Genomic DNA, 25,542 nt, shown 5'->3' on the forward strand with positions numbered 1-25,542 from the left:
TCGCCTGTGTTTTGGTGCGGTACAAAGTAAATATCGCGCCAAAACATCTGTTATAAAAAGCTGTTGTGGGGTTAACATGAAAATACCCTTACTCAGCTTTTTCTTTTTAGCTTTAACTGTAAATTTCGCATCAGCTCAAACCCCGTTCGATGCACAGCGTGCACTTGCTGATACCAACATCAATAAGCCAAAACCTTCGATACTGAAGGTGAACGCACCGCCGCCGCCTAAACGATTTGGCCGGGCGGCTCTCGAGTTCGGTATAGCCGAAATGGCACCGTGGATATTTGACCGCTACATCGTGCAGGTCGATTGGGCCAAGATCACCTGGAAGACCACCAAGCATAACATCAACCCGGGCAACTGGCGTTTCGATAATGACCCTTTTCAAACTAATCAGTTCGGCCACCCCTTTCATGGAAGTTTGTTCTACAATTCTTTCCGTTCTAATGGATTTACCTTTTGGGAATCGGCACCGGCAGCTGTTGTAGGTAGTTACCTGTGGGAGACCTTCGCCGAAACGCAAGCGCCCGCACCTAACGACTTTATCAACACCAGTTTTGGGGGCATCGTACTGGGTGAGATGACGCACCGGTTGTCGAACAAGATCGTTAATCCGCGCAGTCGGGGATTTAAAAGACAGGTTGCCGAGGTGTTCGGGTTCCTTATCAACCCCATGAACGGACTGACACGCATCACCGATGGCAAATGGGGTAAAGTGAGCTACAACCCTGCCGACCGCGACTCCTCACGCGTACGGGCCGAGTTCGACCTCGGTGTACGCCGCATAGAAGACCCCGGACAGGTGTTGTTAAAGAACGGTAAATTCGGATGGTATGGTCGTGTAAAATTACTTTACGGTACACCGTTCGAGAATTATCGCACCCCATTCAGTAACATGTATATCAACGTGGAGATGGGCCGTGATGACAGCTCGGCTGTAAATGCTGTGAACGTTTATGGTTCACTGGCCGGTTGGGAGATCCCGTCTAAAATAGGCGCTAAACATTTGGCGGTGCTATCGGCCAACTATGACTATCTGCGTAACCAATCCTTCTTTTACGGTGGCCAAAGCGTTAAGATCAACCTGATATCAAATTATGATGTAAGCAAAAAGGTTAAGCTGAACACCTTATTGGCCGCTGGCCCGGTATTACTTGGCGCCGTGCCTGACCCTTATGGCTATGACGGGCGAACCTATGATTATACTACCGGCGCTACGTTCGTGGCCGGTGGTGGCATAGCCCTCGCTGAGCGGTTGTTCGCCAGTGTGGAGTACCGTGGTGGCTGGCTATCCACCATCAACGGTAATCAGGGTAGTCACATCCTTCACACCTTCAGCGGCGAGTTCAGGTTCGCATTCAACAAAAGCTTTTCGGCAGTGGTGGAGCCAGGGTATCTAAGGCTCGAGAACAACTATAAGAACTTCAACGATGTTGACCGCAAATATCCCTTCCTGAGAGCTACGGTAAGGTATGGCCTGAATCTGTAAATGGTGGCAGATGTGTGTCTTTGCGTCAAACAGTACCTCCGTTTTTAGGTTGTTAACCTTTAGGTAATGATCACCGAAAGCCCTTTCGCTTCCGGTCCAGACCCTTTAGCTGTTAACCTACTTATGAGAATAAACGAAGACGAGGATGCTATCGCTTTTTACCAGGAAGCGCTTGACCATTTAGCCGACAGCGGCATCGAATATCTATTGGGTGGCGCGTTCGCCATCTTTCATTACAGTGGCATCTATCGCGATACTAAAGATTTGGACGTATACTGCCGCTCGACGGATTGTCCGCGGATACTCAAATACTTTTCGGAGCGCGGCTATGAGACACAATTTACTGATGCGCGGTGGCTGGCCAAGGTATTTAAAGGCAAGTATTTCATCGACATCATTTTTGATACGGTGAACAACATTTGCAAGGTTGACGATACATGGTTCGACCGGGCGGTGGATGCCAGCTTTTTTGACCGCGACGTTAAACTACTATCGGCCGAGGAAATGGTTTGGACCAAGATCTACGTACAGAACCGTGAACGCTTCGATGGTGCCGACATCAATCACCTGTTGGTTCAGGTAGGCGCCGACCTTGACTGGAAACATCTCCTTTTCCGTTTAGACCAGCATTGGCAATTGCTACTGGCTCAGCTGGTCATCTTCCAATTTGTTTACCCGGCCGATTATCAGCAGATCATTCCGCGCTGGCTGTACGATGAATTGCTCAGGCGCGCCCAGGAACAATTCGACCTGCCTTCTCCTTCCGAAAAGGTTTGCCGCGGACCGATGATCGATCAAACTCAATATAGCGTTGACATCAAAGACTGGGATTACAAATCGTACACTATAAAGACCGTTTAAATATCATGGACGAGAGAAAAGTGACACGCATAGCCGCTGTGGGCGATATACATGTTAAAGAGAATGATCAAGGCAAGTGGGTCGACTATTTTCGTGAGGTCTCGGGCAAGGCCGATGTGCTGCTCATTTGCGGTGACCTGACCGATACCGGCGATGAGGACGAAGCCCGCGTGCTGGCAGCTGAATTGCGTGCTTGTACCATACCCGTGATCTGTGTACTGGGCAACCACGACCACGAAAAAGGCCGGCACAAACTGATACGCCAGGCCTTACAAAATCACAATGTGCATATATTAGATGGAGAGTCCATCGTAATAGGCGATGTTGGCTTTGCAGGAGTGAAAGGATTTGGCGGAGGTTTTGATCGCTACTTGTTGACCATGTTCGGCGAGGATGCCAATAAAGCGTACGTGCAGGAAGCGGTCGATGAAGCCCTACACCTAGAACGGGCTCTGAACAAACTTCATGGCGAATTTGCGGTAGATAAAAAGATAGCGATATTACACTACTCGCCTATCAAAGCGACCGTGGTTGGCGAGCCGGAAGAAATATTTCCTTTTCTCGGCTCATCTCGATTGGCCGAACCATTGATCCGCAACAACGTGATCGCTGCCTTTCATGGACACGCCCATGCGGGCACCTTGCAGGGAATGATCCCTAATAGTAATGTCAAGGTATTCAATGTTGCCAAACAAGTATTGACCAAAGCCGGATATGAGTGCCCGTATTATTTGCTCGAGGTTTGATAAGGGGCTGAACTTCTGATCATCTGATCGCGTATACGTAGTTGACAAAAATATTTTTTGTCATCATATTGTAATATCGGCATCCGTTTTGTTAATTACAGATATTAACTACGTGCCAAGCCAAAGTATACCAAATCAAGGATGATTAAAGTTCGGGAGCTATTTATTGCCCTTATCGGTGCCGCATCAAACGCGGCCATTTTGATCTGCACTATTGCAATATGCACGCCGAACTTTGCCTCAGCTCAAGACTCCGTCATGGTATCGAGTTTTAAGGCGCCATCGGATTCGGTTCCTCAAAAAGATCTGATAGATGTCTTTAAAAGTGTGTTCAAACCGAACTCGAAGAATGTTCCCACAGATAGGCAGCCACGAACGGGCAAAGTATATTTTTCGTTCCTGCCCACGGCCTCTACCCTGCCCGACGGTGGCGGCAAAATGTTCATCACCTCGACCACTGCAGGCTTCTATGCTGGCGACCACTCGACCACCAACCTATCCAGTATAACCTTCACTCCTTACTTCAACTTTAACGGCCGCTACGGATTACCTTTACGCAGTAACATTTGGCTAAGCGACAATAGATGGTTCATAGCCGGCGACACGCGTTTGATGGTGTATCCGCAAGACACTTGGGGGCTGGGAGGTGACCAGCCCGAAAGCAATCGTACACGAGTGGATTATAGATACATTCGTTTTTATCAAAGTCTATTACGCCAGATCAGGCCATACTTTTTTGCAGGTGTGGGCTACAACATGGATTACCACATGCGTATCGTGACGCCTGATGATGCACCTCACCTTGGCGAACTGTCAGGTTATACCTTCGGTACATCATGGGGGCAAAACTCGTTCTCGTCAGGTATGACGCTCAACTTACTTTATGATACCCGCAACAACTCGATCAATCCCTTACCCGGTTGCTATGCCAACCTTATCTACCGGGTAAACTCATCCTTGATCGGTAGCACGCGCCCGTGGCAATCGGTGTATCTGGACCTGCGTCATTATGTGGCCCTTAACAAGGCCAACAAACAACAGCAGAACACGCTTGCCTTGTGGACCTACTTCTGGGCAGCACTTGACCGCGGCGTGCCCTACCTAAGCTTACCCAGTATTGGCTGGGATCTTTACAATCGTTCGGGCCGCGGCGTTGAGCAGAATCGCTATCGAGGTCAGCGCTTGTGGTATACTGAGGCGGAGTATCGCCGCAGCATCACCCGCAACGGTCTGTTGGGTTTTGTCCTCTTTGCTAACATGACCACCGTTAATGAACCCGACACCAAACGCTTTACCTACTTTCACCCTGCCGGGGGCGGTGGTTTACGTATCAAGTTCAATAAGACCTCTAATACGAACATCGCGATCGACTATGGTTTTAGCAAAGGCTATTCTTCCGTCAGATTGAACCTTGGAGAGGCGTTTTGACATCGAGGTCCTACGCTGCTCTCGAACCTACGCAACTGTCAAACGAAGTCGGAAAACCTTTTTGCAATCGATTGTAAAATTTATTTAGGTTAGCTCTAAAATTTGTTGCATTTTTACGACGCTATAAGTAAGTTAGCAATGACAACAATAATTGTTAAATTGACATTTAATTTATTACAATCCATAACAGCATGAAATTTTTCATTGACACGGCTAACCTGTCGCAAATTCGTGAAGCCCATGACATGGGTATCTTAGATGGTGTGACCACCAACCCTTCGCTAATGGCTAAAGAAGGTATCACCGGCCACGATAACGTGATAGCTCATTATAAAGCTATTTGCGAGATCACCGACGGTGACGTTAGCGCCGAGGTTATTGCCACCACCTATGACGAAATGGTTGAAGAAGGTTTGGCCCTTGCCAAATTACACGAGCGTATCGTTGTAAAGGTACCAATGATCAAAGATGGTGTTAAAGCGATCAAATATTTCACCAGCCAGGGCATCAAAACCAACTGTACGCTGGTATTCTCTGCCGGTCAGGCTTTACTGGCCGCTAAGGCAGGCGCAACTTATGTGTCTCCGTTCATCGGTCGTTTGGATGATGTATCTACCGACGGTTTGACGCTGATCGAAGATATCCGCCTGATCTATGATAACTACGGTTACGAGACCGAGATACTGGCCGCCTCGGTTCGCCATGCGATGCACATCATCAACTGCGCTAAGATCGGCGCTGATGTGATCACTGGTCCGCTATCGGCTATCACTGCCCTGTTAAAGCACCCATTGACCGATAACGGCCTGGCTCAGTTCCTGGCTGATCATGCTAAAGCTGCCGCAGCTGGTGTAAAGTAAGGGATGGTGAGTGGTGAGTAGTCTAATGTGAAGTTACTTCAACGCCCCCCTACTAACCACTAGCTTAATAATTAATAACTCAACGTTAAATGACGACCGACATACAAGAATTACAAGGTATTGCCTCACAAGTGCGCCGCGATGTGGTGCGCATGGTGCATGGCTGCCAAAGCGGCCACCCGGGTGGTTCGCTGGGCTGTACCGATTATTTGGTAGCCCTTTATTTTTCGATCATGAAGCACGACCCATCTTTTAATATGGATGGCGAAGGCGAAGATCTTTTCTTTTTATCTAACGGACACATCTCACCGGTGTTCTACTCGGTGCTATCACGCTCTGGATATTTTGACAAAGCCGAGTTAGGCGAGTTCCGTAAGATCAACTCACGCGTACAAGGCCACCCTACCACTCACGAAGGTTTACCGGGCGTACGCATCGCCTCTGGTTCATTAGGTCAGGGTCTTTCGGTAGGTATTGGTGCTGCTTTGAGCAAAAAGTTAAATGGAGACGACCGTTTGGTGTTCACCCTGCATGGCGATGGCGAGTTGCAGGAAGGCCAGATCTGGGAAGCGGCCATGTTCGCGCCGCATAACCGTGTTGATAACCTGATCGCTACTGTGGACGTAAATGGTCAGCAGATCGATGGCCCTACCAAGGTGGTTTTATCCTTAGGCGACCTTCGCGCTAAATTCGAAGCCTTTGGCTGGGAAGTGACCGAGATGCGTGGTAACGATATGGCGCAAGTGATCGACGGCTTGAAAAAAGCGATCGAGCTGAGCGGTAAAGGCAAACCAGTGATGATCCTGATGCAGACCGAAATGGGTGCCGGCGTGGATTTCATGATGGGTAGCCACAAATGGCATGGTGTTGCACCTAACGATGCTCAACTGGAGCAGGCTTTAGCTCAACTACCTGAGACCTTAGGCGATTATTAACTTGTAGCGGGTTCCGAGTTATCTGTTGCGAGGATGTGCTTCCCGCAACTGGCGACCCGAAACACGCGACCTAACAAAACTCAACAATGACCAAGTATACATATACAGAGAAAAAAGACACCCGTTCGGGTTTTGGCGCAGGCCTGCTCGAGGCCGGCAAACGCAACCCTAAAGTGGTAGCCCTTTGCGCCGACCTGGTGGGTTCGTTAAAGATGCAGGACTTCATCAATGCCTTTCCTGAGCGTTTTGTACAGGTAGGTATAGCTGAAGCCAACATGATGGGTATAGCTGCAGGTTTGACCATTGGTGGCCACGTGCCTTTCACCGGCACCTTCGCTAACTTTTCTACCGGCCGTGTTTATGATCAGATCCGTCAATCTATCGCTTATTCTGACAAGAACGTTAAGATCTGCGCCTCACATGCTGGCCTGACCTTAGGTGAGGACGGTGCTACCCACCAGATCCTGGAAGACCTGGGCATGATGAAAATGCTGCCGGGCATGATCGTGATCAATCCTTGCGATTATAACCAGACCAAGGCTGCTACCATCGCTATCGCCGAGCATCATGGCCCGGTTTACCTGCGCTTTGGCCGCCCGGTAGTGCCTATCTTCACCCCTGCTGACCAGGTCTTCGAGATCGGTAAGGCATGGATGGTAAGCGAAGGTACCGACGTGACCATCGTGGCTACCGGTCACCTGGTATGGGAAGCCATACAAGCCGGTGAGCAACTGGAAGCGATGGGTATCTCGGCCGAGATCATCAACATACACACCATCAAACCTTTGGACGAGGAAGCTATCCTTAAGTCGGTAAGCAAGACCCGCTGTGTGGTAACTGCCGAAGAGCACAACCGTTTAGGCGGCCTGGGCGATTCAGTAGCTCAGGTTTTAGTGAAGAACATGCCTGTACCGCAAGAGTATGTGGCCGTGAATGATTCCTTCGGTGAGTCGGGTACTCCTGAGCAACTGATGGAAAAATATAAGCTTAACGCACCTGCCATTGTTGAAGCGGCTCAAAAAGCTATTCAACGCAAAGGCTAACCAATTATACGCTTCTAAAAAGCCACCTATATGGTGGCTTTTTTGTTGGGTCGACTTTGTTATCAGCTTGGCAGGTACTTACATTTAGGTAATTATATTAACTTTATCTTTCAGATATTTCTATCCCCGCTATGGACGAACCGGAAAAAGAGATCACCATATACGACATTGCCAAAAAGCTCAACATCTCGGCTGCTACCGTAAGCCGGGCCTTGATGGACCATACCTCTGTCAACGTGAATACCAAGCAGCGGGTGGTAGAGGCGGCAAAGGAAATGGGCTACCGGTCTAACCAAATGGCCAGCAACCTGCGCAAGCGCAAAAGCAACATTATTGGGATCATTGTAGGCAACCTTAATAGTAGCTTTATGTCTAATGTGATCGCCGGTGTGGAGAAGGTGTTGAGCGATGCCGGGTATAACCTCATCATTAGCCAGTCATTGGACAGTATTCAGAAAGAGGTCAATATCGCTCAGGCTATGTACAATAACCGGGTAGATGGTTTGCTGGTCTCCCTAGCCTATGATACCGAGAACGCCGACCACTTTGAGACCTTTGTAAAGCGCAACATCCCACTGGTATACTTCGACCGCGTTTGGCCGCACCCCAAATGCCCGGGTGTGGAAATAGATAATGTACAGGCCGCTTATAACGTGACCCAGCACCTGATCGAGCAGGGTTGTAAGCGCATAGCACATATCACCGCCTATAAGATCAGCAGTGTGGCCGCCGATCGCTTTAAGGGCTACAAAGAAGCGTTGGAGGATAACAACATGAGCCTGGATGACAGCCTTGTGCTGAAGACCCAGCTCACCATCGAGGCCGGCCGTAAAGCCGCTCATGACATACTGGCAATGGAACCACGTCCGGATGGCGTGTTCGCGATCAATGATGCATGTGCAGTGAGTTGTATGCAGGAACTCAAACAACACGGCATCCGCATACCGCAGGATATCGCTTTTGCCGGGTTCAATAACGATACGGAGGCCAGTATCATCGAGCCTAACCTCACCACGGTAGATTACAAAGGCTACGAGATGGGCCAAACAGCCGCCAAGCTCCTGATCGATAGGTTGAACAATCCGGGAGAAGCTACTGTTGCAGACAACAAGCTTATACAACCTTCAGAGCTGGTGATCCGAGACTCCTCTATCAAGAAAAAATAGCTCGACTTACCAATTACGAATCTCGCAAAGATCTATAGGTTTTTGCAGTTGGGACCCTGCAAGTCATGTCTCGAAACACGATAATGATGTTACATTACATGCAAAAAGTGTTACATCTGGTGTTACATTTCGGTTTTTTGTATGCTTTTTCTTGAAAAAGTTGGGTTTTTACGAATTTCGCAATGCTAAAAAGTGGGGAAAGTTGGGAAATTTTGTTACAGCGATGTAACACTTTTCAGTACACTAAGCCTAACAGCAGGTCACATTTTTTTCAAGGTCATAGCAGACCGTTGCGGTCTATACAGCTTTCATGAGCAAACCGGATCGCCTCCTGCTGAACGACCTTTTACGGCATTATTGTAAAAAAGAAAAGGCTGCCCATTTGCATGGGCAGCCTTAGTTCTCTCAATTATAAAAGGGGCTAGTAAAAGTGCTTAGTATTCGTAGGCGTTCACGGCATCCTTGCTCTCTAACAGGGAGTGCCCCATCAGGAACTGGTCTACCTTGCGGGCGGCCTCACGGCCTTCGCTAATGGCCCATACCACCAGTGATTGTCCGCGACGCATATCGCCACAGGCAAATACCTTGCTTACATTAGTACGGTAAACGCCTTCCTGAGCTTTTACGTTCTTGCGTTCGTCCAGCTCTACACCGGCTTGTTCGATCATGCCTGCATGTTGCGGATGCACAAAGCCCATGGCCAGGAAAACCATTTGACAAGGTATCTCCCTTTCCGAACCTTCTACCTCTGTGAATTTCACCGGCCGACCTAAAAAGTCGGTCTCCCAGGTCACGTCGGTCACGCGCAGGGCACGCAGGTTGCCGTTCTCGTCGCCTAAAAATTCTTTGGTGTTCACACCCCAGTGGCGCTCTACCCCTTCCTCATGCGAGCTGGTGGTCTTAAGCACCATTGGGTAGCTTGGCCAAGGCATGCTGGCCGTGCGCGCTTGCGGCGGCTGCATCATCACCTCAAATTGGCGTACCGAACGTGCACCATGACGGTTAGAGGTACCCACACAGTCAGATCCGGTGTCTCCACCGCCGATCACCACCACATCTTTACCGGTGGCCAGTATATCCTCATCGCTGATCGGACTGTTGCCCACGCGTTTGTTCTGTTGTTTCAAGAACTCCATGGCGTAGTATACGCCCTTGGACTCGCGGCCAGGTATCGGCAGGTTACGCGGAATGGTAGATCCGCCGGCCAGCACTACCGCATCGTTATTGCGGGTAAGCTCGTCCATACTCAGATCTTTGCCCACCTCGGTGTTGCAAACGAACTCGATACCTTCCTGCTTCATCACGTCAACACGACGATCGATCACCCATTTCTCTAATTTAAAGTCAGGGATGCCATAACGCAGCAAACCTCCGGGTTTATCGTCGCGCTCGTAAACGGTCACGTTGTGGCCTGCTTTGCTCAGTTGAGCTGCGGCGGCCAAGCCGGCTGGGCCTGAGCCCACTACGGCTACCTTTTTTCCTGTTTTCAGGAAAGGTGCGCCCGGTTTTACCAGGTTGCGCTCGTAAGCGATCTCGATGATGTGCTTCTCGATCTCCTCGATAGCCACCGGTGGCTTGTTGATGCCTAACACACAGGCCGACTCGCAAGGTGCCGGGCAAATGCGTCCTGTAAACTCCGGGAAGTTGTTGGTGGTCGATAATATCTCATATGCCTCTTCCCAGCTCTTGCGGTACACCGCATCATTGAACTCGGGGATCACATTGCCCAGCGGACAACCTGAATGGCAGAACGGGATGCCGCAATTCATGCAGCGGGCCGATTGCTGGTTCAGTTTCTCGTCACTGAAACGGCCAACGAACTCATTATAATTCTTTACCCTTTCTTCGGGCTTTATCTTTGATGGGAGCTCTCTGTTATACTCCTGAAATCCTGTAGGTTTTCCCATTTTAGTGATCAGCTAACGGTTTCAAACTCTTTCTTTGACAATACTCTCTTGTACTCCTTAGGGAATACTTTGACGAAGCTGCTTGACGCTGATGCCCAGTTGTTGAGCAATTGCTGAGCTACCTTGCTTTGGGTAAGGTTCACGTGCTTTTTAAGCAGCGCCGTGATCTGTTCCTCATCCTCGCTGCTCAGCGGGTCAAGATCCACCATCTCGGTATTGCAGTTAGCGGCAAATCTTTGTTCAGGGTCATAGATCCAGGCGATACCACCGCTCATACCGGCAGCAAAGTTGCGGCCTGTACGGCCCAGGATCAGTGCACGGCCACCGGTCATGTACTCACAACCGTGATCGCCCACACCCTCTACCACTACCGTGGCACCCGAGTTACGCACGGCAAAACGCTCGCCTGCCATACCCCTCACGAACAACTCACCTGAGGTTGCGCCATAAACGGCCACGTTACCGATAATGATATTGTCCTCAGGAACGAAAGGTGCATCGGCCTTTGGATAGATGGCCAGTTGAGCACCCGAAAGGCCCTTGCCCACATAATCATTAGCCTCGCCTTCCAGCTCAAAGGCTATACCTTTGGCCGCAAAAGCGCCAAAGCTTTGACCTGCCGAACCAGTGAACTTGTAATTGATCGTATTTTCGGGTAAACCTGCCGAGCCGTAACGTTTCGATATCTCGTTGCTGAGCAATGTACCCACGGTACGGTCAGTATTCTTCAATTCGAAGGATGCGAACACCGGTGTTTTGTCCTCCAAGGCAGGTTGTGCAGTTTCCAGCAGTTTCCAGTCAATGATGGAATCCATGCCGTGATCCTGCTTTTCGCTGTTGTAAAGCGTGTTGCCTTTGGCGTTGGTCACCGGGTGCAATATGCCTGAAAGGTCTACCTTTTTAGCTTTCCAGCTCTGAATATTATCCTTAACACGCAGGAACTGCACGCGGCCCACCATCTCGTTAATGGTGCGGAAGCCTAACTCGGCCATGATCTCGCGCATGTCCTCTGCCAAAAAGCGGAACAGGTTTACCACATGCTCAGGTTTACCGCTAAACAAGCGGCGCAGATCTGGATCTTGCGTAGCCACACCCACCGGGCAGGTGTTCAAGTGGCATTTACGCATCATGATACATCCGCTGGCAACCAAAGCAGCGGTGGCTACACCCCATTCCTCGGCGCCCAAAAGGGCTGCAATAACCAGGTCACGACCGGTCTTCATTTGTCCGTCGGCCTGTACCACCACGCGGCTGCGCAGTTTGCTGCGTACCAGTGTTTGGTGAGCCTCGGCCAAACCTAACTCCCATGGCAAACCGGCATGTTTGATCGAGCTGATCGGCGATGCACCTGTACCGCCATCATAACCGGCGATCAGTACCACATCGGCATGGGCCTTGGCCACACCGGCGGCAATGGTACCTACACCAGCTTTTGATACCAGCTTTACGTTGATGCGGGCAGCGCGGTTAGCGTTCTTAAGGTCGAATATCAATTGTGCCAGATCCTCTATCGAGTAAATATCGTGGTGGGGAGGAGGCGAGATCAGGCCTACGCCTGGTGTAGAGTGACGGGTCTTGGCGATCCAGGCATCAACCTTATGTCCGGGCAATTGACCGCCCTCGCCTGGTTTAGCGCCTTGCGCCATTTTGATCTGCAACTCATCGGCGTTGGTCAGGTAATTGGATGTTACCCCAAAACGTGCCGAAGCGATCTGTTTGATGGCCGAGCGCATCGAATCGCCGTTGGGCAAACGCTCGTAACGCATCTCGTCCTCACCACCCTCGCCGGTGTTGCTTTTACCGCCAATGCGGTTCATGGCAATGGCCAGCGTGCTGTGTGCCTCGTGCGATATGGAACCGAACGACATAGCACCGGTAGCGAAACGCTTCATGATGCTTTCGGCCGATTCTACCTCATCGATAGAGATCGCCTCACGGTGATGGGTAAAGTCAAGCAAACCACGGATCGTGTAGTGTTTCTCGGTTTGCTCGTTCACTAAACGGGCATAGTTCTTATAAACCTCAAAGTTATTGGTACTGGTAGCATGTTGCAGCAGGTGCACCGTTTGTGGGTTAAACAAGTGTGCTTCGCCACGACGTTTCCATTGGTAGATACCGCCTTCAGGCAATAGCTTTACCTCTCCTTTCGAAGTGCTGAAACCGAACTTATGCTTGGTAAGCGCCTCGCGGGCGATCTCGTCCAAACCTAAGCCGCCAATGCGGGTAACGGCGCCGCTAAAGTAGCGGTCAACCACCTCTTTGTTGAGACCCAGTATCTCGAACTGTTGCGATCCATGGTATGACTGCAAGGTTGAGATACCCATTTTAGAGAATATCTTAAGCAGGCCATAGTTAATGGCCTTCACATAATTCTTTTGTAAGGTCTTGATATCGGCATCCTTATCGATAGCGCCACCGTTCTTTAACGTCTCGATAGTTGAGAGCGCCAAGTAAGGGTTAACGGCCGTAGCACCGAATGCCAGCAAGCAGGCAAAGTGATGTACTTCCCACGCATCGCCTACCTCGGCCACCAAACCTACCGATCCACGACGACCGATCTTCACCAAGTGATGGTGAACAGCCGATACCGCCAGCAATGATGGGATAGCAGCGTGCTCTGAATCCAGCGCACGGTCACTCAGGATCAATACCTCGAAGCCATCATCAACAGCATCTTCGGCATAACGGCACAAGCGCTCGATACCCTTTTGCAACGAACCTGGCTGGCCATCGGCCTTAAAGTAGGTTTGCAGCGTTTTGGCATGGAACAGGCCGGTATCGATACTGCGCAGTTTTTCCAATTGGTGGTTACGCAATATCGGGTGCTTCAGCGCTACGCAATGGCAGTGCATCTTATCCTCATCCAACAAGTTACCGTTGTTGCCGATAAAGGTGGCTAAACTCATTACCAAACGCTCACGGATCGGATCGATCGGCGGGTTGGTCACCTGGGCAAAGAACTGCTTGAAGTAGCTCGACAGATGCTGAGGCTTGTCGCTCAACACGGCCAAAGGCACATCGGTACCCATAGAGCCGATCGGCTCCTGCGCATCGGTAGCCATAGGTTTGATGATGCCGTCCACATCCTCGCGGGTGTAGCCAAACACCTGCTGGTAACGGTATACCGACTCAGGCGACAAGCTTGAGAAGGTGACACGAGGTTCAGACAGATCCTCTAACTTGATCTTATAGTTCTCGAGCCAACGGTCATACGGCTGGCGGGTCGACATTTCGCGTTTGATCTCGTCGTCAGTGATGATCTTGTGTTTCTCTGTATCGATCAGCAGCATTTTGCCGGGCTGTAAACGACCCTTGCTTTCCACGTTGCTGTCGTCAATGGCTAATACGCCGGTCTCTGATGCGGCGATCACTCGGCCATCCTTGGTCACGGTGTAACGCAGCGGGCGGAGTCCGTTACGGTCAAGCAAGGCACCTACCAGCTTACCATCGGTAAAGCTGATGGCGGCCGGGCCATCCCATGGCTGCATAATGGTGGCATGATACTCGTAGAACGCTTTTTTAAGCGGATCCATTTGTTCGTTGCCATCCCATGCCTCAGGGATCAGCATCATCATTACGTGTGGTAATGAGCGGCCCGAGTGCTGTAATATCTCGATGATATTATCCAAACATGCCGAGTCAGACTGGTTGTTATCGATCACTGGCAACAACATCTCCATCTCCTCGCGGCTGAAGTAGTTGGATGCTAATGATTTTACGCTGGAGTAGAACCAGTTAAGGTTACTGGTGAGCGTGTTGATCTCGCCGTTGTGTGCGATCAGGCGGAATGGTTGCGCCAATTTCCATGATGGGAACGTATTGGTAGAGAAACGGGAGTGAATGAGCGCAAAGCCCGATGCCACCCGCGGATCTACCAGGTCAGGGTAATACTGACGCACCTGGTAGGTGGTCACCTGACCTTTATATACGATCGTTTTGCACGAGAACGAGGTAAAGTAAAAGTTATCGCCAACGGCCGGCAGCGTTTCATTAACGGTTTTGTTGATGTAGCGGCGCAGCACGTATAGTTTGCGTTCAAAATCTTCGGCGTTAAGGATGTGGTGCGGTTTAAGCACGAACAGCTGTTCAACATCCGGCTCAGCCGAACGGGCGGTCTCGCCGATCACATCTGAATTTACGGGCACCTTGCGGAAACCCAAAACGGTGATACCCAACTTTTCGGCAGCGGCGTAAATGGCATTACGGCATGCTTTCTTTAACGTTGAGTCCTTTGGAAAAAAGATCATTCCGACCCCATAATCACCAAGCTGTGGCAGGCTCACTTCAATGTCAGAACACTCCTCCATCAGGAACTCATGCGGCAACTGTATCAGTATACCGGCGCCATCACCCGAAAGCGGGTCACAACCGCAGGCTCCTCTATGCTCCATATTCTCGAGCATGGTAAGGGCGTCATGAATGGTCTGGTGCGACTTGTTACCGTTGATATTTACGATAAAGCCGGTGCCGCAGGAGTCGTGCTCAAACTCTGGCCTGTACAAGCCTTTTTGTTCACTTTCTGTTTGATCCATTTGTTAAATTAATATAAGTATAGTTGGGCTATATCTACGAATATACTGATTTTGAATTTTAAACAGAATAAAAATTGCTTTTTTATCAATTTTCAAAATTTTATACCTTTTACGGTAACGATATTTCATTTCTCATAACCCGCTTGGGCGGTTAGGACGCATGCGAGGGGCGTGATCAGGGCTTAGCGGTCCTGCGGCAGGTGCTGGGAAAGGATATCGTCTACCAGGCCTGAAGGATCGGCGAAGAAGTGCTGATAGGTGCGAAATAGTTGTGTTCTGTTGTAGGTCGTCACGTGGATCCCCTCTGCATCCATCTCGAACACCCGCGCATGTGGATAGGATACGATAATAGGCGAATGCGTGGCGATGATGAACTGCGCGCCCTTTAATACCAGCGCGTGCATCAGACCAAGCATCTCCAATTGGCGGGCAGGCGACAAAGCCGCTTCCGGCTCATCTAATATATACAGCCCTTTACCGCTGAACCGGTTGGTGAACAGTGCCCAGAACGATTCGCCATGCGACCGCTCATGTAATGACTTGCCGCCGTAGGACGCGATGACCTTAGGACCAGCCGCCGCGCCGGGTTCATCAATATCCAAATAGTCGATTTTAGAGGCTACATTGAAAAAGCTTTCGGCACGCAAAAAGTAGCCATCGTTGAGTTGTTCTGTATCACGAGTGATCCGTAGTTTTTCATGCAACGGCGAATGTGAAGCGCGGGTAGTAAAATTGAAGTTACGGGTGCCACCTTCAGGGTTAAAGCCGCAGGCCACGGCAATGGCCTCTAATAAGGTGGACTTTCCCGAGCCATTATCACCCACCATGAAGTTAACATGAGGATGAATGCGCAGGGTGTCCGTGTTCTTGAAGAAGGGCAGATCATACGGATACTGATCAGCACGGGCGTTGTCCTTTATAAAGGTGATGTTAGTGATCGTGCCCTTTGCGCTCATGATAAATTAAAGATAGTGTATTGCCGGCATAAGTTTAACTTTGCACCAATGGATACCAAGAAAAAGGCTGTATTTTTAGACCGCGACGGCGTTTTAAATAAAGAATTGGGCGACTATGTTTGCCGACTTGAGGACTTCAAGGTACTTGAGCATAACTTTGCCCCCCTTAAAGAACTGCAAGACCGCGGCTACCTGCTCATCGTGGCCACCAACCAGGGCGGCCTGGCAAAAGGCTGGTATACCGAAGAGCAACTGGCCGAGATGCACCAGCACTTGAAAGATGCGTATGCCCAGCACGGCGTAACCTTCACCGATATCTACTACTGTCCGCATCATCCTAACTTTACCGGCGCTTGCGACTGCCGCAAACCGCAGCCGGGGATGCTACTGAGAGGTATCGCTCAATATAACATCGACCCTGCCCTATCCTATTTTATAGGCGACCGCGAACGCGACGTGGAAGCAGGTACCGCAGCAGGTGTGACCGGCATCCTGATCAACAGCGATCAGCCGATCAGCGAGGTTTTGCATTTGATCAGATAAAGACCGAATCATTCTTTTGAGGTCGCAAGGTCCGACTCTTCGTTCACGCGGTCAGTGATCACGTGAACGATCTTATCCAATTCCTCGGCACATACGTTGATCATACCCATGATCTCTTCCTTCTCTTGTACCGAGTTGGCGTCTTTGGCCAGGTGGATCAATCCCAAAATAGAAGCTACCGGGCGCCTCACCTCGTGCGAGCTTAGCCAGGCGATCTCTTGCAGGGTCTTGTTCTGGTGGATCACGTGTTCCTCTTTCTCCTTACGCTCGGTGATGTTTTGGTATACGGCGATGTATCCCGCATGCGTACCATCGTTCTTGAACAGCGGCGTGTACTCGATCTCGAGCCATTGCTGGCGTTGATCAGGAAGCCGGTGCTGCACCTGTATCATAAAGCTCTCGAAACGACTCTTGCGCTCGGCGATAACGTTGAGCGCCTCTTCCGACACCTGCATGCTGCGTAAGATGTCTATCGTTTTGAAACCGGCCAGATCATCCAGTTTGCGTTGTATGTGGTCTTCAAAGGCTTTGTTCACCCAGGTAATGCGATTATCAGTGTCCATCACCACCACCATGTTATTGACCTTGGTAATGATCTCAGCCAAACGCTTATTCTCCTCGTCCGATCGCTTCAGGTCATCTATATCTTTGATGGCACCGATCAGCCTTATCGGCTCCTGGTGTTCATCATAAATAAAGTATCCCTGATCGTATACATATTTATAGGTGCCATCACCCCGATGGATCCTGTATTCGCACCACCAGTTGGTCTCTTTGTTAGCCAACACTTTTTCCTGACTTTTCACAACCCGCCCAACGTCATCAGGATGAATAAGCGATCGCCACCATTTCAGATCATGCGCAATGCTGTTCTTGTCATAATTGACCAGTTGCGATAAGCTTGTGTTGTAGATAATATGGTCGTTCCGGATATCGTGATCGTAGATGACATCATTAGTGGCCTTTGACACGATGTCGTAGCGCTCCAGTGCCTCTTTCAACCTTATATCCTTCTGCTTTTCTTCGGTGATATCTTCAAAGTACGCTAAAACACCTTCTTGTGTAGGATAGGCAGAAACGCAGAGCCATTTACCCAGCGCTACGGACTTGACCTCGAACTTGGTAGATCTACGTTCATCCAGCACCTTCTTGAATCGGCCAAGCGTACCGCTTTCTATCGAACCATTGATCACCTCAGCGAATCGTTTGCCTACGATGTCAGCCTTTTTCATACCGGTCTCTTCCTCAAAACGTGGGTTCACCTTGGTGATCACCAGGTCATGGTCGAGCGTAAAAAAGGCATCGTTAAGGGTGTTCAACGTATCTTCTAGGGTATATTTGATACGGTTATGTTCCAGCTCGAGTTCCGTGAGATCGGTGATATCCTGCATGGTACCCGTCATCTTGATCGATACATCCACCATCTGCTCTGACCTTGCCATCTGGCGCACATAGCGCACGCGGCCTACCCCATCTATGATCCTGTGCGTGATATCCAGTTCACCTGCGTTGGCAATGGCCTGATCAAGTGCGTGCTCAACATCGGCCCTGTCGTCAGGATGCACCATTTGCAGGTAGAACTTGAACACATCGGCCTTATCAACGGGCTGATGACCGGTCAATGTATATAATTCTTCCGACCATACCATTTCCATTTCGGCCGGGTAAAATTCCCATCCAGCCACCTTGGCTATCTTTTGGGTCTCGCTCAGTTTGATCTGTTTTTCGCGCAGGTCAAGGTTTAGTTTTTTAAGGCGTTGCTCAAAAGTGACATGTGCATCGATATCCTGTGCTATCACCATCACATGCATCTCGTTATTGTAGTTGACCTTTTGCGAACTCACGTTAACATAGGTAAGAGTGCCATTTGCCTTCCGGTGCACCCATGCGCCCGAGCGCCTTACCTCTGTCGACACACTGGCTACCCTTGCTTTCACCACCTCCCTGAATTCCTCGGGCCTGATATCCAGTATGGTCATGCTCAGGAACTGCTCTTCGGTGTATCCATAATTCTCTATCGCACTGCGGTTAACCGACACGATCCTGAGCGTTTTGATATCATAGATCCACATAGGCAATGGATTGCCTTGGTACATATCGCGGTACTGTTTTTCGCGCTCGCTGAGCCTTAGTGTGTGATCATGAACGAGTTTCCAGATGAGCAGGCCGGTGAGCAATACAAATATGATCCCTTTACTGCTACTGATCAGAAACATGGTACGGGCACTCATCTCCTTACCCAAAAAGGCCAGCAATTCATCGCTCAATGCGATCCATATCACGCCTAAAAAGGTATATATCAATGCTATGCGTAATGCCCCGGACCTCATTCTTTTTTCTCAATCTTGGTAGATACATATCGCTGCGTAAAAGCTTGCAGCACGTGCATCAAATATAACATCCTAACTCATATAAATGACGCGTTAGATGCCCTCAGTTCACATTGGTCAAATTATGAACATTGAATGTTAAATTTTGTATTTATAAATACTTGATTATATTTGCCGCAGCTCATCAAACAATGTTAGCTATAAAATGAAAGGTTTGACATTACATCATTTGCATATGCACCATCGCCCCCTGTGGCGATAATAATGATGTATGTTTCTACGTGAAATAACGAACTCCGACCTATTTTATAGTTTAATACCACCCTATTTTGAAAACACTTAAAATAGCCATCCAGAAATCTGGCAGGCTTAATGAAAGATCTGTAGAGCTGCTGAAGAACTGCGGCCTCAATTTCGAGAATTACAAAAGTTCATTGATCTCCCCCGTATCTAACTTCCCGTTAGAGATACTCTTTCTTCGTGACGATGATATACCTGAGTACGTGCAGGATGGCATTGCCGACCTGGGCATCGTGGGTGAGAATGTGATACAGGAAACTCAGGTAGAGGTAAGTTACCTCCAGCGCCTGGGCTTTGGTAAATGCTCGCTCAAGATCGCTGTGCCTAATAACAGCAACATAAACGAGATAGCCGACCTTAACGGCCGTTCCATCGCCACCACCTACCCTAACATCTTAGCCAAACATCTTCAGGATCTTAATATCACGGCCGACATTCGTACCATTTCTGGTTCGGTGGAGATATCGCCCGGTTTGGGGTTGGCCGATGCTATATGCGACCTGGTATCAACTGGTGGCACGCTCAAAAGCAATGGCTTAAAACCATTTGCTGATGTAATGAACAGCGAGGCGATACTGATCGGTGGTAAAGGCTCTGAGAATGACATACTGATACAGGAATTGATCCAACGCATACAGTCGGTGTTGCGTGCCAAAGAGACCAAATATGTGGTGTTGAACGTGGAGCGTGCTAACCTTGACCGTGTATTGGCTTTATTGCCGGGCGTAAAAAGCCCATCAGTAGTTCCATTGGCCGAGTCAGAATGGGTAGCCGTGCATACCGTAATACCGGAGCGCGACTTTTGGGACCGTATCAGCCAGTTAAAACAGGCCGGCGCCCAGGGCATCGTGGTGATGCCGATCGAGAAGATCATATTGTAAACCCCTTCCCTCAAAAAAGGGAATAAAGGGATATTTGTTCATTAACATAAAACCCTCTCCTGCCGAGAGGGTTGAGAGAGTGATATGTTAAAGACCTATAATTATGCCGACCTTGGCGCAGCCGATATAGCCGCACTGGTGCAACGCAATGTTGACCCGGCCAATGAGATACGCACTGTAGTGGAGACCATTATTGCCAACGTACAGCAAAATGGTGATAACGCCCTCCTGGCCTACGCGCAACAATTTGATAAGGTAAAACTAGATAAACTTTACCTGGACAAGGCCGAGCTGGCCGAGATAGCCACTGCCCTGTTGCCTGAGCAACGTACTGCCCTTGAGGTGGCCTACCAAAATATTTGGAAGTTTCATGAAAGCCAGCTGAAGACCGAGGACAAGGTAGAGACCACACCCGGCGTTACCTGCTGGCGCGAGCTACGCCCGATCGAAAAGGTTGGCTTGTATATACCCGGTGGAACCGCCGTGTTGCCCAGCACCTTCTTGATGTTAGGCATACCGGCACGCATTGCAGGTTGCAAGCAGATCGTGGTTTGTTCGCCTCCGGGACAGAACGGTAAGGTGAACGCCTTTATAGCTTACGTGGCGCAGTTGCTCGATATCGACCGCATTTATCTGGCAGGTGGTGCTCAGGCCATTGCTGCTATGGCTTATGGAACCCTAAGCATTACCAAAGTTGACAAGATATTTGGACCTGGAAACCAATTTGTTACTAAGGCAAAGACCATCATCCAAAGCACCACGGTGACCGCCATTGATATGCCTGCTGGTCCATCAGAAGTATTGGTGATCGCTGATGAAACATCTACGCCGGCTTACATCGCTGCTGATCTTTTGGCTCAGGCCGAACACGGCATCGACAGCCAGAGCGTATTGGTAGCCACTAACGCAGAGGTAGTGGAGCAGACCATTGCCGAGCTGGAAAAACAACTGCCGGTATTGCCCCGCGCTGAGATAGCTGCTCAGGCGATAGCTAACTCGTACGCGTTGATCGTGAATGACCTCAAAAAGGCAGTAGCCTTTAGCGACCTATACGCTCCTGAGCATTTGATACTCGCCACTGACAATTGGCAACAGATCACCGGCGACATCGTGAACGCAGGTTCGGTATTTTTGGGTAACCAAACCCCTGAAAGTGTAGGGGACTATGCTTCAGGCACCAATCATACATTGCCTACCAGCGGTTACGCCAGGGCTTACTCTGGTGTCTCGGTCGATTCGTTCGTTAAAAAGATCACTTTCCAGCATCTGACACCCGAGGGACTGCAAAATATAGGTCCGCATGTAGAGATACTGGCTGATCTGGAAGGTTTGCACGCGCACAGGAATGCTGTAGCGGTGAGGACACAACAATAACTATCAACTCCGCCATCGCCAAGAATGAAGCGTTCTCTGGCCTATGAATATCCGATTTTCTGGCCCTCTTCAGAGGTTGCTTCATTTCTCGCAATGACGCTAAAGCTTTAAATACTAATGTTCGACATTAATAAAATACTTCGACCAAACATCAAAACACTCAAGCCATACTCATCCGCACGTGATGAGTTTCAGGGCGAGGCCAGTGTTTATTTGGATGCCAACGAGAATGCCTTTGGCTCTCCCTTGGCAACCAATTATAATCGCTACCCAGATCCATTGCAATACGCTGTTAAAAGGCGCTTGATGGAGATCAAGGGTGTGCCTATCCGCAATATATTTTTGGGCAATGGCAGTGATGAGGCTATAGATATCCTATTCCGCAGCTTTTGTACGCCCGGGGTAGACAATGTGATCCTAGTGCCGCCAACTTACGGTATGTACGAGGTATCGGCCAATATCAATGATGTGGCTACCCGCAAGGTGAACCTTACAACTGAGTATCAGCTTGACCTGGATGGCATAGCTGAAGCGATAGATGACCATACGAAGCTGATTTTCATTTGCTCACCTAATAACCCTACCGGTAACTCGATAGAGCGCGCCGACATCGAAACGCTGCTAGCCAACTTTAAAGGTATCGTGGTGGTGGATGAAGCCTACATCAATTTTAGCCGCCAAAAGAGCTTTATACAAGAGCTTACCGAATACGCTAACTTAGTGGTATTGCAAACGCTCTCTAAAGCGTGGGGACTGGCAGGTTTACGTGTGGGTATGGCCTTTGCCAGCGAAGAGATCATTGAGGTGATGAATCGGGTGAAGCCACCTTACAACATCAACGAGGCCTCACAGCAACTGGCGTTAGAAGCTTTGCAGAACATAGAACAGATAAATGCCTGGATTAAAGAGACCTTGACTGAACGGGATAAACTCGTACTTCAATTGAAAGACCTCAGTTTTGTGACCGAGATCTATCCTTCGGATGCGAACTTTATCCTGGTGAAAACCACTGATGCCAGAGGTATATATGACTATTTGGTGAGCAACGGCATCATCGTGCGCGACCGTTCTAAAGTGGAACTTTGCGAAGGTTCGATACGCATAACGATAGGCACCCCGCAGGAGAACGACACGCTGATCCAGACCTTAAAGAATTTTAAATGAGCAGGAAAATATTATTCATTGACCGCGACGGCACCATGATCAGCGAATGTGCCGATGAACAGATCGACTCGTTCAATAAATTGGAGTTCTACCCCGGCGCACTCACTTACCTGCCACGCATTGCTAAAGAGCTGGACTACGAGCTGGTGATGGTGACCAACCAGGACGGGCTGGGTACTATCTCACACCCTGAGGAAAATTTTTTCCCGGTGCATGACCTCATCATGAAGACCTTTGCCAACGAAGGTGTCACCTTTGCGGCCACCTTCATTGACCGCACCTTTGCGGCCGACAATTTACCGACCCGCAAGCCGGGCACCGCCATGCTGACCGGGTACTTTGACACGGAGAAATATGACCTTGCCAATTCATTCGTTATCGGCGATCGCTTGAACGATGTATTACTGGCTAAAAATTTAGGCGCCAAAGCCATTTGGCTGAATAGCGGCATGGGTATGGGCGCCCAGGAATTCACCGAAGAACAACTACAGGCGATCAGCACCACCGTGGCGATCAAGACCACTGATTGGCAAAAGATATATGAGTTCCTGAAAGTGGGTAAGCGTGTAGTAGAACATCGTCGTACCACCAAAGAGACCGATATCTTCATCCGCATTGACCTTGACGGTACCGGCGAGGCCAAAGTTAAGACCGGTCTGCATTTTTTTGACCACATGCTTGACCAAATAGCCCGTCACGGCAGTATCGACCTGGAAATAGAAGCCAATGGCGACCTGCATATCGATGAACATCACACCATTGAAGATACCGGCATTGCCCTTGGCGAAGCCATGGCCGTGGCCTTAGGCAACAAGCGAGGTATAGAGCGGTACGGATTTTGCCTTCCTATGGACGATTGCCTAGCGCAGGCGGCCATCGATTTTGGCGGCCGCAACTGGCTGATGTGGGAGGCTGACTTCAAACGCGAAAAGGTGGGCGATATGCCAACAGAGATGTTCTATCACTTTTTCAAGTCGTTCACCGATGCAGCTAAGGCTAACCTGAATATCAAGGCCGAAGGCTATAACGAGCACCATAAGATCGAGGCTATATTTAAGGCCTTTGCCAAAGCCATTAAAATGGCCGTAAGGCGTGATGTTAACAATATGGTTTTACCAAGCACCAAGGGAGTGCTTTAACCCCCCAGCCCCCTGAAGGGGGAGTTTCTATACAACATGGAAGAACTTATTAACGATCAAGATCCGGAATCGAACGCTCGACAAGACATTCAGCTCCCCCTTCAGGGGGCCGGGGGGATAGGAATAGTACGTTACGGCGCGGGCAATATCTTCTCGCTTACTTCGGCGCTTGATCGGTTGAGCATCGCTTACGGTATGGTACATACTGAGGATGACCTGAAACAGTTCGACCGTTACATTATACCGGGTGTTGGTCATGCCGGCGCGGCCATGCAAAAATTGGATAGTACCGGATTGGTACCTGCTATTAAGGCACTTAACAAACCTACCTTAGGTATATGTGTAGGTATGCAGCTCATGACGGCCTACTCCGAAGAAGGCGACGCCGACCTGCTGAACATCTTCCCTAACCGCACGCTTAAGTTCAAAGAAGCTGCCGGTTATAAGGTTCCTCACACCGGTTGGAACCGCGTTCATCAGGAAAAAGAAGGTCCTTTATTTGATGGTATCCCTGATAATACGCACTTTTACTATGTGCATTCGTATTATATCGAGTTCGATCCCACATACACATTGGCATCCACCGATCATAGCCTTAAATATTCGGCATCGATCTGGCGTGACAATTTTTACGGCGTACAGTTCCATCCCGAAAAGTCGGGGGTTCATGGCGAACGCCTGCTAACTAATTTTTCAAAACTATAGAAAGAAATGTACATTATTCCTGCTGTTGATATACTTGACAAAAAGGTGGTACGCCTGCGCGAAGGCAACTACGATGATGTTACCCGCTACGACGTAAGCCTCGAGGAAATGATCGAGCGCTACCGCTCCATCGGTACAGAGCTGATCCACATCATCGACCTAAACGGCGCCAAAGGTGATTTCAGCAACCAGCAATACCTGTTCGATGTGATCAAACGTACCGACATGAAAATCCAGTATGGTGGCGGCATCCGCAGCATTGATAAGGTTAAGGAACTGACCGATGCCGGTGTGGCCCGTGTGATCGTGGGTACGCAAGCGATCACCAACCCTACCTTTTTGGATGAGCTGGCCAAAGCCATGTGTGGCGGCACCAAATGCTCAGACCAAGTGGTAATAGCCATCGACGTGCTGGATGAGGTGATCAAATACTCCGGCTGGATGGAAAGCTCGCCCATTAAACTGATCGATTATATTGACCGTTGCCTGCACTTAGGCTTTTACCGCTTCCTGTGTACCGACATTAACAAGGACGGCAAGCTGGGCGGCGCAGGCGTCGAGCTATACAAAAAACTATTGGACCACTCTCCTTTCATCAAACTGATCGCCTCAGGCGGTGTAAGTTCAATGAAAGATATTGACGAGTTGTGCAAGATCAAGGTAGAAAGCTGTGTAGTAGGTAAAGCCATTTACGAAGAGCGCATCACCATCGAGGATGTAAAGAACTGGAATTTGAAGTCGCTGATCAGCATATAACCCCCCAGCCCCCTGAAGGGGGAGTTTTGGATGATACCCACAAATTTCGAGCGGATGAAAAAGCGCTTGTTTCTTGGTGCGGCACCTGAAATATTTGCTAATGCAAAAGCATTGCGATATAATATGACGCCTGCTGAAACTGCATTATGGTTCCATCTCAAAGCTGGGTTATTAGGAGCACGGTTCAGGAGGCAACATCCATTGGGGCAATATATTGCCGACTTTTATTGTCACAGGTTCAAGTTAGTTATTGAAGTGGATGGCAGTATACATCATTTACCCGAGGTAGCGGCTAACGACATAGAAAAAGAACTTTATTTGAAAGAACGCGGTTTAAAAGTATTGCGATTTACTAATAAACAGGTCTTTAACAATATCAATTCTGTTTTGGAAGAAATAAAGCGACATAGCGGCTCCCCCTTTA

Annotated in this window: 19 protein-coding genes and 1 pseudogene; 16 read left to right on the top strand and 4 right to left on the bottom strand. The window is 49.4% G+C overall.

Features of this window, described 5'->3' with window-relative positions:
• Positions 1-76 precede the first annotated feature (76 nt).
• From LLH06_RS11220 to LLH06_RS11255, 8 genes are all read left to right on the top strand, one after another.
• Positions 77-1,492: a DUF3943 domain-containing protein gene (locus LLH06_RS11220; protein ID WP_228169385.1), complete on the top strand. Its 1,416-nt coding sequence runs from the start codon at positions 77-79 to the stop codon at positions 1,490-1,492.
• A gap of 123 nt (positions 1,493-1,615) precedes the next feature.
• Positions 1,616-2,353, top strand: a complete 738-nt coding sequence (locus LLH06_RS11225; protein ID WP_228169386.1) for a nucleotidyltransferase — start codon at positions 1,616-1,618, stop codon at positions 2,351-2,353.
• Positions 2,354-2,358: 5 nt separating this feature from the next.
• Positions 2,359-3,099 (top strand): metallophosphoesterase family protein, encoded by a 741-nt coding sequence (locus LLH06_RS11230; RefSeq protein WP_228169387.1) that lies wholly within the window; start codon positions 2,359-2,361, stop codon positions 3,097-3,099.
• A 258-nt stretch (positions 3,100-3,357) separates the two neighbouring features.
• Entirely contained in the window at positions 3,358-4,527 is a 1,170-nt protein-coding gene (locus LLH06_RS11235) for a BamA/TamA family outer membrane protein (protein ID WP_228169388.1), read from the top strand.
• 191 nt (positions 4,528-4,718) lie between these two features.
• Positions 4,719-5,387: a fructose-6-phosphate aldolase gene (fsa, locus tag LLH06_RS11240; RefSeq protein ID WP_228169389.1), complete on the top strand. Its 669-nt coding sequence runs from the start codon at positions 4,719-4,721 to the stop codon at positions 5,385-5,387.
• An 89-nt stretch (positions 5,388-5,476) separates the two neighbouring features.
• Positions 5,477-6,322 carry a transketolase gene (locus tag LLH06_RS11245; protein ID WP_228169390.1) on the top strand — a complete coding sequence of 282 codons (846 nt, stop codon included), beginning with the start codon at positions 5,477-5,479 and terminating at the stop codon, positions 6,320-6,322.
• Positions 6,323-6,408: 86 nt separating this feature from the next.
• Complete coding sequence (locus tag LLH06_RS11250; RefSeq protein ID WP_228169391.1) at positions 6,409-7,365, top strand: transketolase family protein; 957 nt, start codon at positions 6,409-6,411, stop codon at positions 7,363-7,365.
• 131 nt (positions 7,366-7,496) lie between these two features.
• Positions 7,497-8,531: a LacI family DNA-binding transcriptional regulator gene (locus tag LLH06_RS11255; RefSeq protein WP_228169392.1), complete on the top strand. Its 1,035-nt coding sequence runs from the start codon at positions 7,497-7,499 to the stop codon at positions 8,529-8,531.
• 434 nt (positions 8,532-8,965) lie between these two features.
• Here the strand turns inward: LLH06_RS11255 and LLH06_RS11260 are convergent, their stop codons facing one another.
• From LLH06_RS11260 to LLH06_RS11270, 3 genes are all read right to left on the bottom strand, one after another.
• A complete protein-coding gene (locus tag LLH06_RS11260; protein WP_228169393.1) occupies positions 8,966-10,438 on the bottom strand; it encodes a glutamate synthase subunit beta in 1,473 nt (490 codons plus the stop codon).
• Positions 10,439-10,446: 8 nt separating this feature from the next.
• Positions 10,447-14,970 (bottom strand): glutamate synthase large subunit, encoded by a 4,524-nt coding sequence (gene gltB / locus LLH06_RS11265; RefSeq protein WP_228169394.1) that lies wholly within the window; start codon positions 14,968-14,970, stop codon positions 10,447-10,449.
• Positions 14,971-15,152: 182 nt separating this feature from the next.
• Positions 15,153-15,926 (bottom strand): AAA family ATPase, encoded by a 774-nt coding sequence (locus tag LLH06_RS11270; RefSeq protein ID WP_228169395.1) that lies wholly within the window; start codon positions 15,924-15,926, stop codon positions 15,153-15,155.
• A 48-nt stretch (positions 15,927-15,974) separates the two neighbouring features.
• On the opposite strand from LLH06_RS11270, the gene LLH06_RS11275 reads away from it, so the two are divergent.
• Complete coding sequence (locus LLH06_RS11275; RefSeq protein WP_228169396.1) at positions 15,975-16,469, top strand: D-glycero-alpha-D-manno-heptose-1,7-bisphosphate 7-phosphatase; 495 nt, start codon at positions 15,975-15,977, stop codon at positions 16,467-16,469.
• An 8-nt stretch (positions 16,470-16,477) separates the two neighbouring features.
• On the opposite strand, the gene LLH06_RS11280 is transcribed toward LLH06_RS11275, so the two are convergent.
• Positions 16,478-18,799, bottom strand: coding sequence for a PAS domain S-box protein (locus LLH06_RS11280; protein WP_228169397.1), 2,322 nt, complete (start codon positions 18,797-18,799; stop codon positions 16,478-16,480).
• 329 nt (positions 18,800-19,128) lie between these two features.
• On the opposite strand from LLH06_RS11280, the gene hisG reads away from it, so the two are divergent.
• The 7 genes and pseudogenes from hisG to LLH06_RS11315 all read left to right on the top strand — a co-directional run.
• Positions 19,129-19,980: an ATP phosphoribosyltransferase gene (gene hisG, locus LLH06_RS11285; RefSeq protein ID WP_228169398.1), complete on the top strand. Its 852-nt coding sequence runs from the start codon at positions 19,129-19,131 to the stop codon at positions 19,978-19,980.
• An 84-nt stretch (positions 19,981-20,064) separates the two neighbouring features.
• Positions 20,065-21,354, top strand: a complete 1,290-nt coding sequence (gene hisD / locus LLH06_RS11290) for a histidinol dehydrogenase (protein WP_228169399.1) — start codon at positions 20,065-20,067, stop codon at positions 21,352-21,354.
• Between the two features lie 117 nt (positions 21,355-21,471).
• Positions 21,472-22,518 (top strand): histidinol-phosphate transaminase, encoded by a 1,047-nt coding sequence (gene hisC / locus LLH06_RS11295; RefSeq protein WP_228169400.1) that lies wholly within the window; start codon positions 21,472-21,474, stop codon positions 22,516-22,518.
• A complete protein-coding gene (gene hisB / locus LLH06_RS11300) occupies positions 22,515-23,657 on the top strand; it encodes a bifunctional histidinol-phosphatase/imidazoleglycerol-phosphate dehydratase HisB (RefSeq protein ID WP_228169401.1) in 1,143 nt (380 codons plus the stop codon). Before hisC ends, hisB begins: the two co-directional genes overlap by 4 nt.
• Positions 23,658-23,693: 36 nt before the next feature.
• Complete coding sequence (gene hisH, locus LLH06_RS11305) at positions 23,694-24,362, top strand: imidazole glycerol phosphate synthase subunit HisH (RefSeq protein WP_228169402.1); 669 nt, start codon at positions 23,694-23,696, stop codon at positions 24,360-24,362.
• A gap of 6 nt (positions 24,363-24,368) precedes the next feature.
• Positions 24,369-25,118, top strand: a complete 750-nt coding sequence (locus LLH06_RS11310) for a 1-(5-phosphoribosyl)-5-[(5-phosphoribosylamino)methylideneamino]imidazole-4-carboxamide isomerase (RefSeq protein WP_228169403.1) — start codon at positions 24,369-24,371, stop codon at positions 25,116-25,118.
• A 54-nt stretch (positions 25,119-25,172) separates the two neighbouring features.
• Positions 25,173-25,511: pseudogene (locus LLH06_RS11315) on the top strand (endonuclease domain-containing protein); the annotation flags it as partial.
• Between the last annotated feature and the right edge of the window lie 31 nt (positions 25,512-25,542).

It is taken from the genome of Mucilaginibacter daejeonensis (genome assembly GCF_020783335.1).
In the GTDB taxonomy this organism is placed as follows: Bacteria; Bacteroidota; Bacteroidia; order Sphingobacteriales; family Sphingobacteriaceae; genus Mucilaginibacter; species Mucilaginibacter daejeonensis.

Bases quoted from the DNA above. Each gene is read 5' to 3' on its own strand.
- LLH06_RS11220 (WP_228169385.1), top strand. From the start codon at position 77: ATGAAAATACCCTTACTCAGCTTTTTCTTTTTAGCTTTAACTGTAAAT.
- LLH06_RS11225 (WP_228169386.1), top strand. From the start codon at position 1,616: ATGAGAATAAACGAAGACGAGGATGCTATCGCTTTTTACCAGGAAGCG.
- LLH06_RS11230 (WP_228169387.1), top strand. From the start codon at position 2,359: ATGGACGAGAGAAAAGTGACACGCATAGCCGCTGTGGGCGATATACAT.
- LLH06_RS11235 (WP_228169388.1), top strand. From the start codon at position 3,358: ATGGTATCGAGTTTTAAGGCGCCATCGGATTCGGTTCCTCAAAAAGAT.
- fsa (WP_228169389.1), top strand. From the start codon at position 4,719: ATGAAATTTTTCATTGACACGGCTAACCTGTCGCAAATTCGTGAAGCC.
- LLH06_RS11245 (WP_228169390.1), top strand. From the start codon at position 5,477: ATGACGACCGACATACAAGAATTACAAGGTATTGCCTCACAAGTGCGC.
- LLH06_RS11250 (WP_228169391.1), top strand. From the start codon at position 6,409: ATGACCAAGTATACATATACAGAGAAAAAAGACACCCGTTCGGGTTTT.
- LLH06_RS11255 (WP_228169392.1), top strand. From the start codon at position 7,497: ATGGACGAACCGGAAAAAGAGATCACCATATACGACATTGCCAAAAAG.
- LLH06_RS11260 (WP_228169393.1), bottom strand. From the start codon at position 10,438: ATGGGAAAACCTACAGGATTTCAGGAGTATAACAGAGAGCTCCCATCA.
- gltB (WP_228169394.1), bottom strand. From the start codon at position 14,970: ATGGATCAAACAGAAAGTGAACAAAAAGGCTTGTACAGGCCAGAGTTT.
- LLH06_RS11270 (WP_228169395.1), bottom strand. From the start codon at position 15,926: ATGAGCGCAAAGGGCACGATCACTAACATCACCTTTATAAAGGACAAC.
- LLH06_RS11275 (WP_228169396.1), top strand. From the start codon at position 15,975: ATGGATACCAAGAAAAAGGCTGTATTTTTAGACCGCGACGGCGTTTTA.
- LLH06_RS11280 (WP_228169397.1), bottom strand. From the start codon at position 18,799: ATGAGGTCCGGGGCATTACGCATAGCATTGATATATACCTTTTTAGGC.
- hisD (WP_228169399.1), top strand. From the start codon at position 20,065: ATGTTAAAGACCTATAATTATGCCGACCTTGGCGCAGCCGATATAGCC.
- hisC (WP_228169400.1), top strand. From the start codon at position 21,472: ATGTTCGACATTAATAAAATACTTCGACCAAACATCAAAACACTCAAG.
- hisB (WP_228169401.1), top strand. From the start codon at position 22,515: ATGAGCAGGAAAATATTATTCATTGACCGCGACGGCACCATGATCAGC.
- hisH (WP_228169402.1), top strand. From the start codon at position 23,694: ATGGAAGAACTTATTAACGATCAAGATCCGGAATCGAACGCTCGACAA.
- LLH06_RS11310 (WP_228169403.1), top strand. From the start codon at position 24,369: ATGTACATTATTCCTGCTGTTGATATACTTGACAAAAAGGTGGTACGC.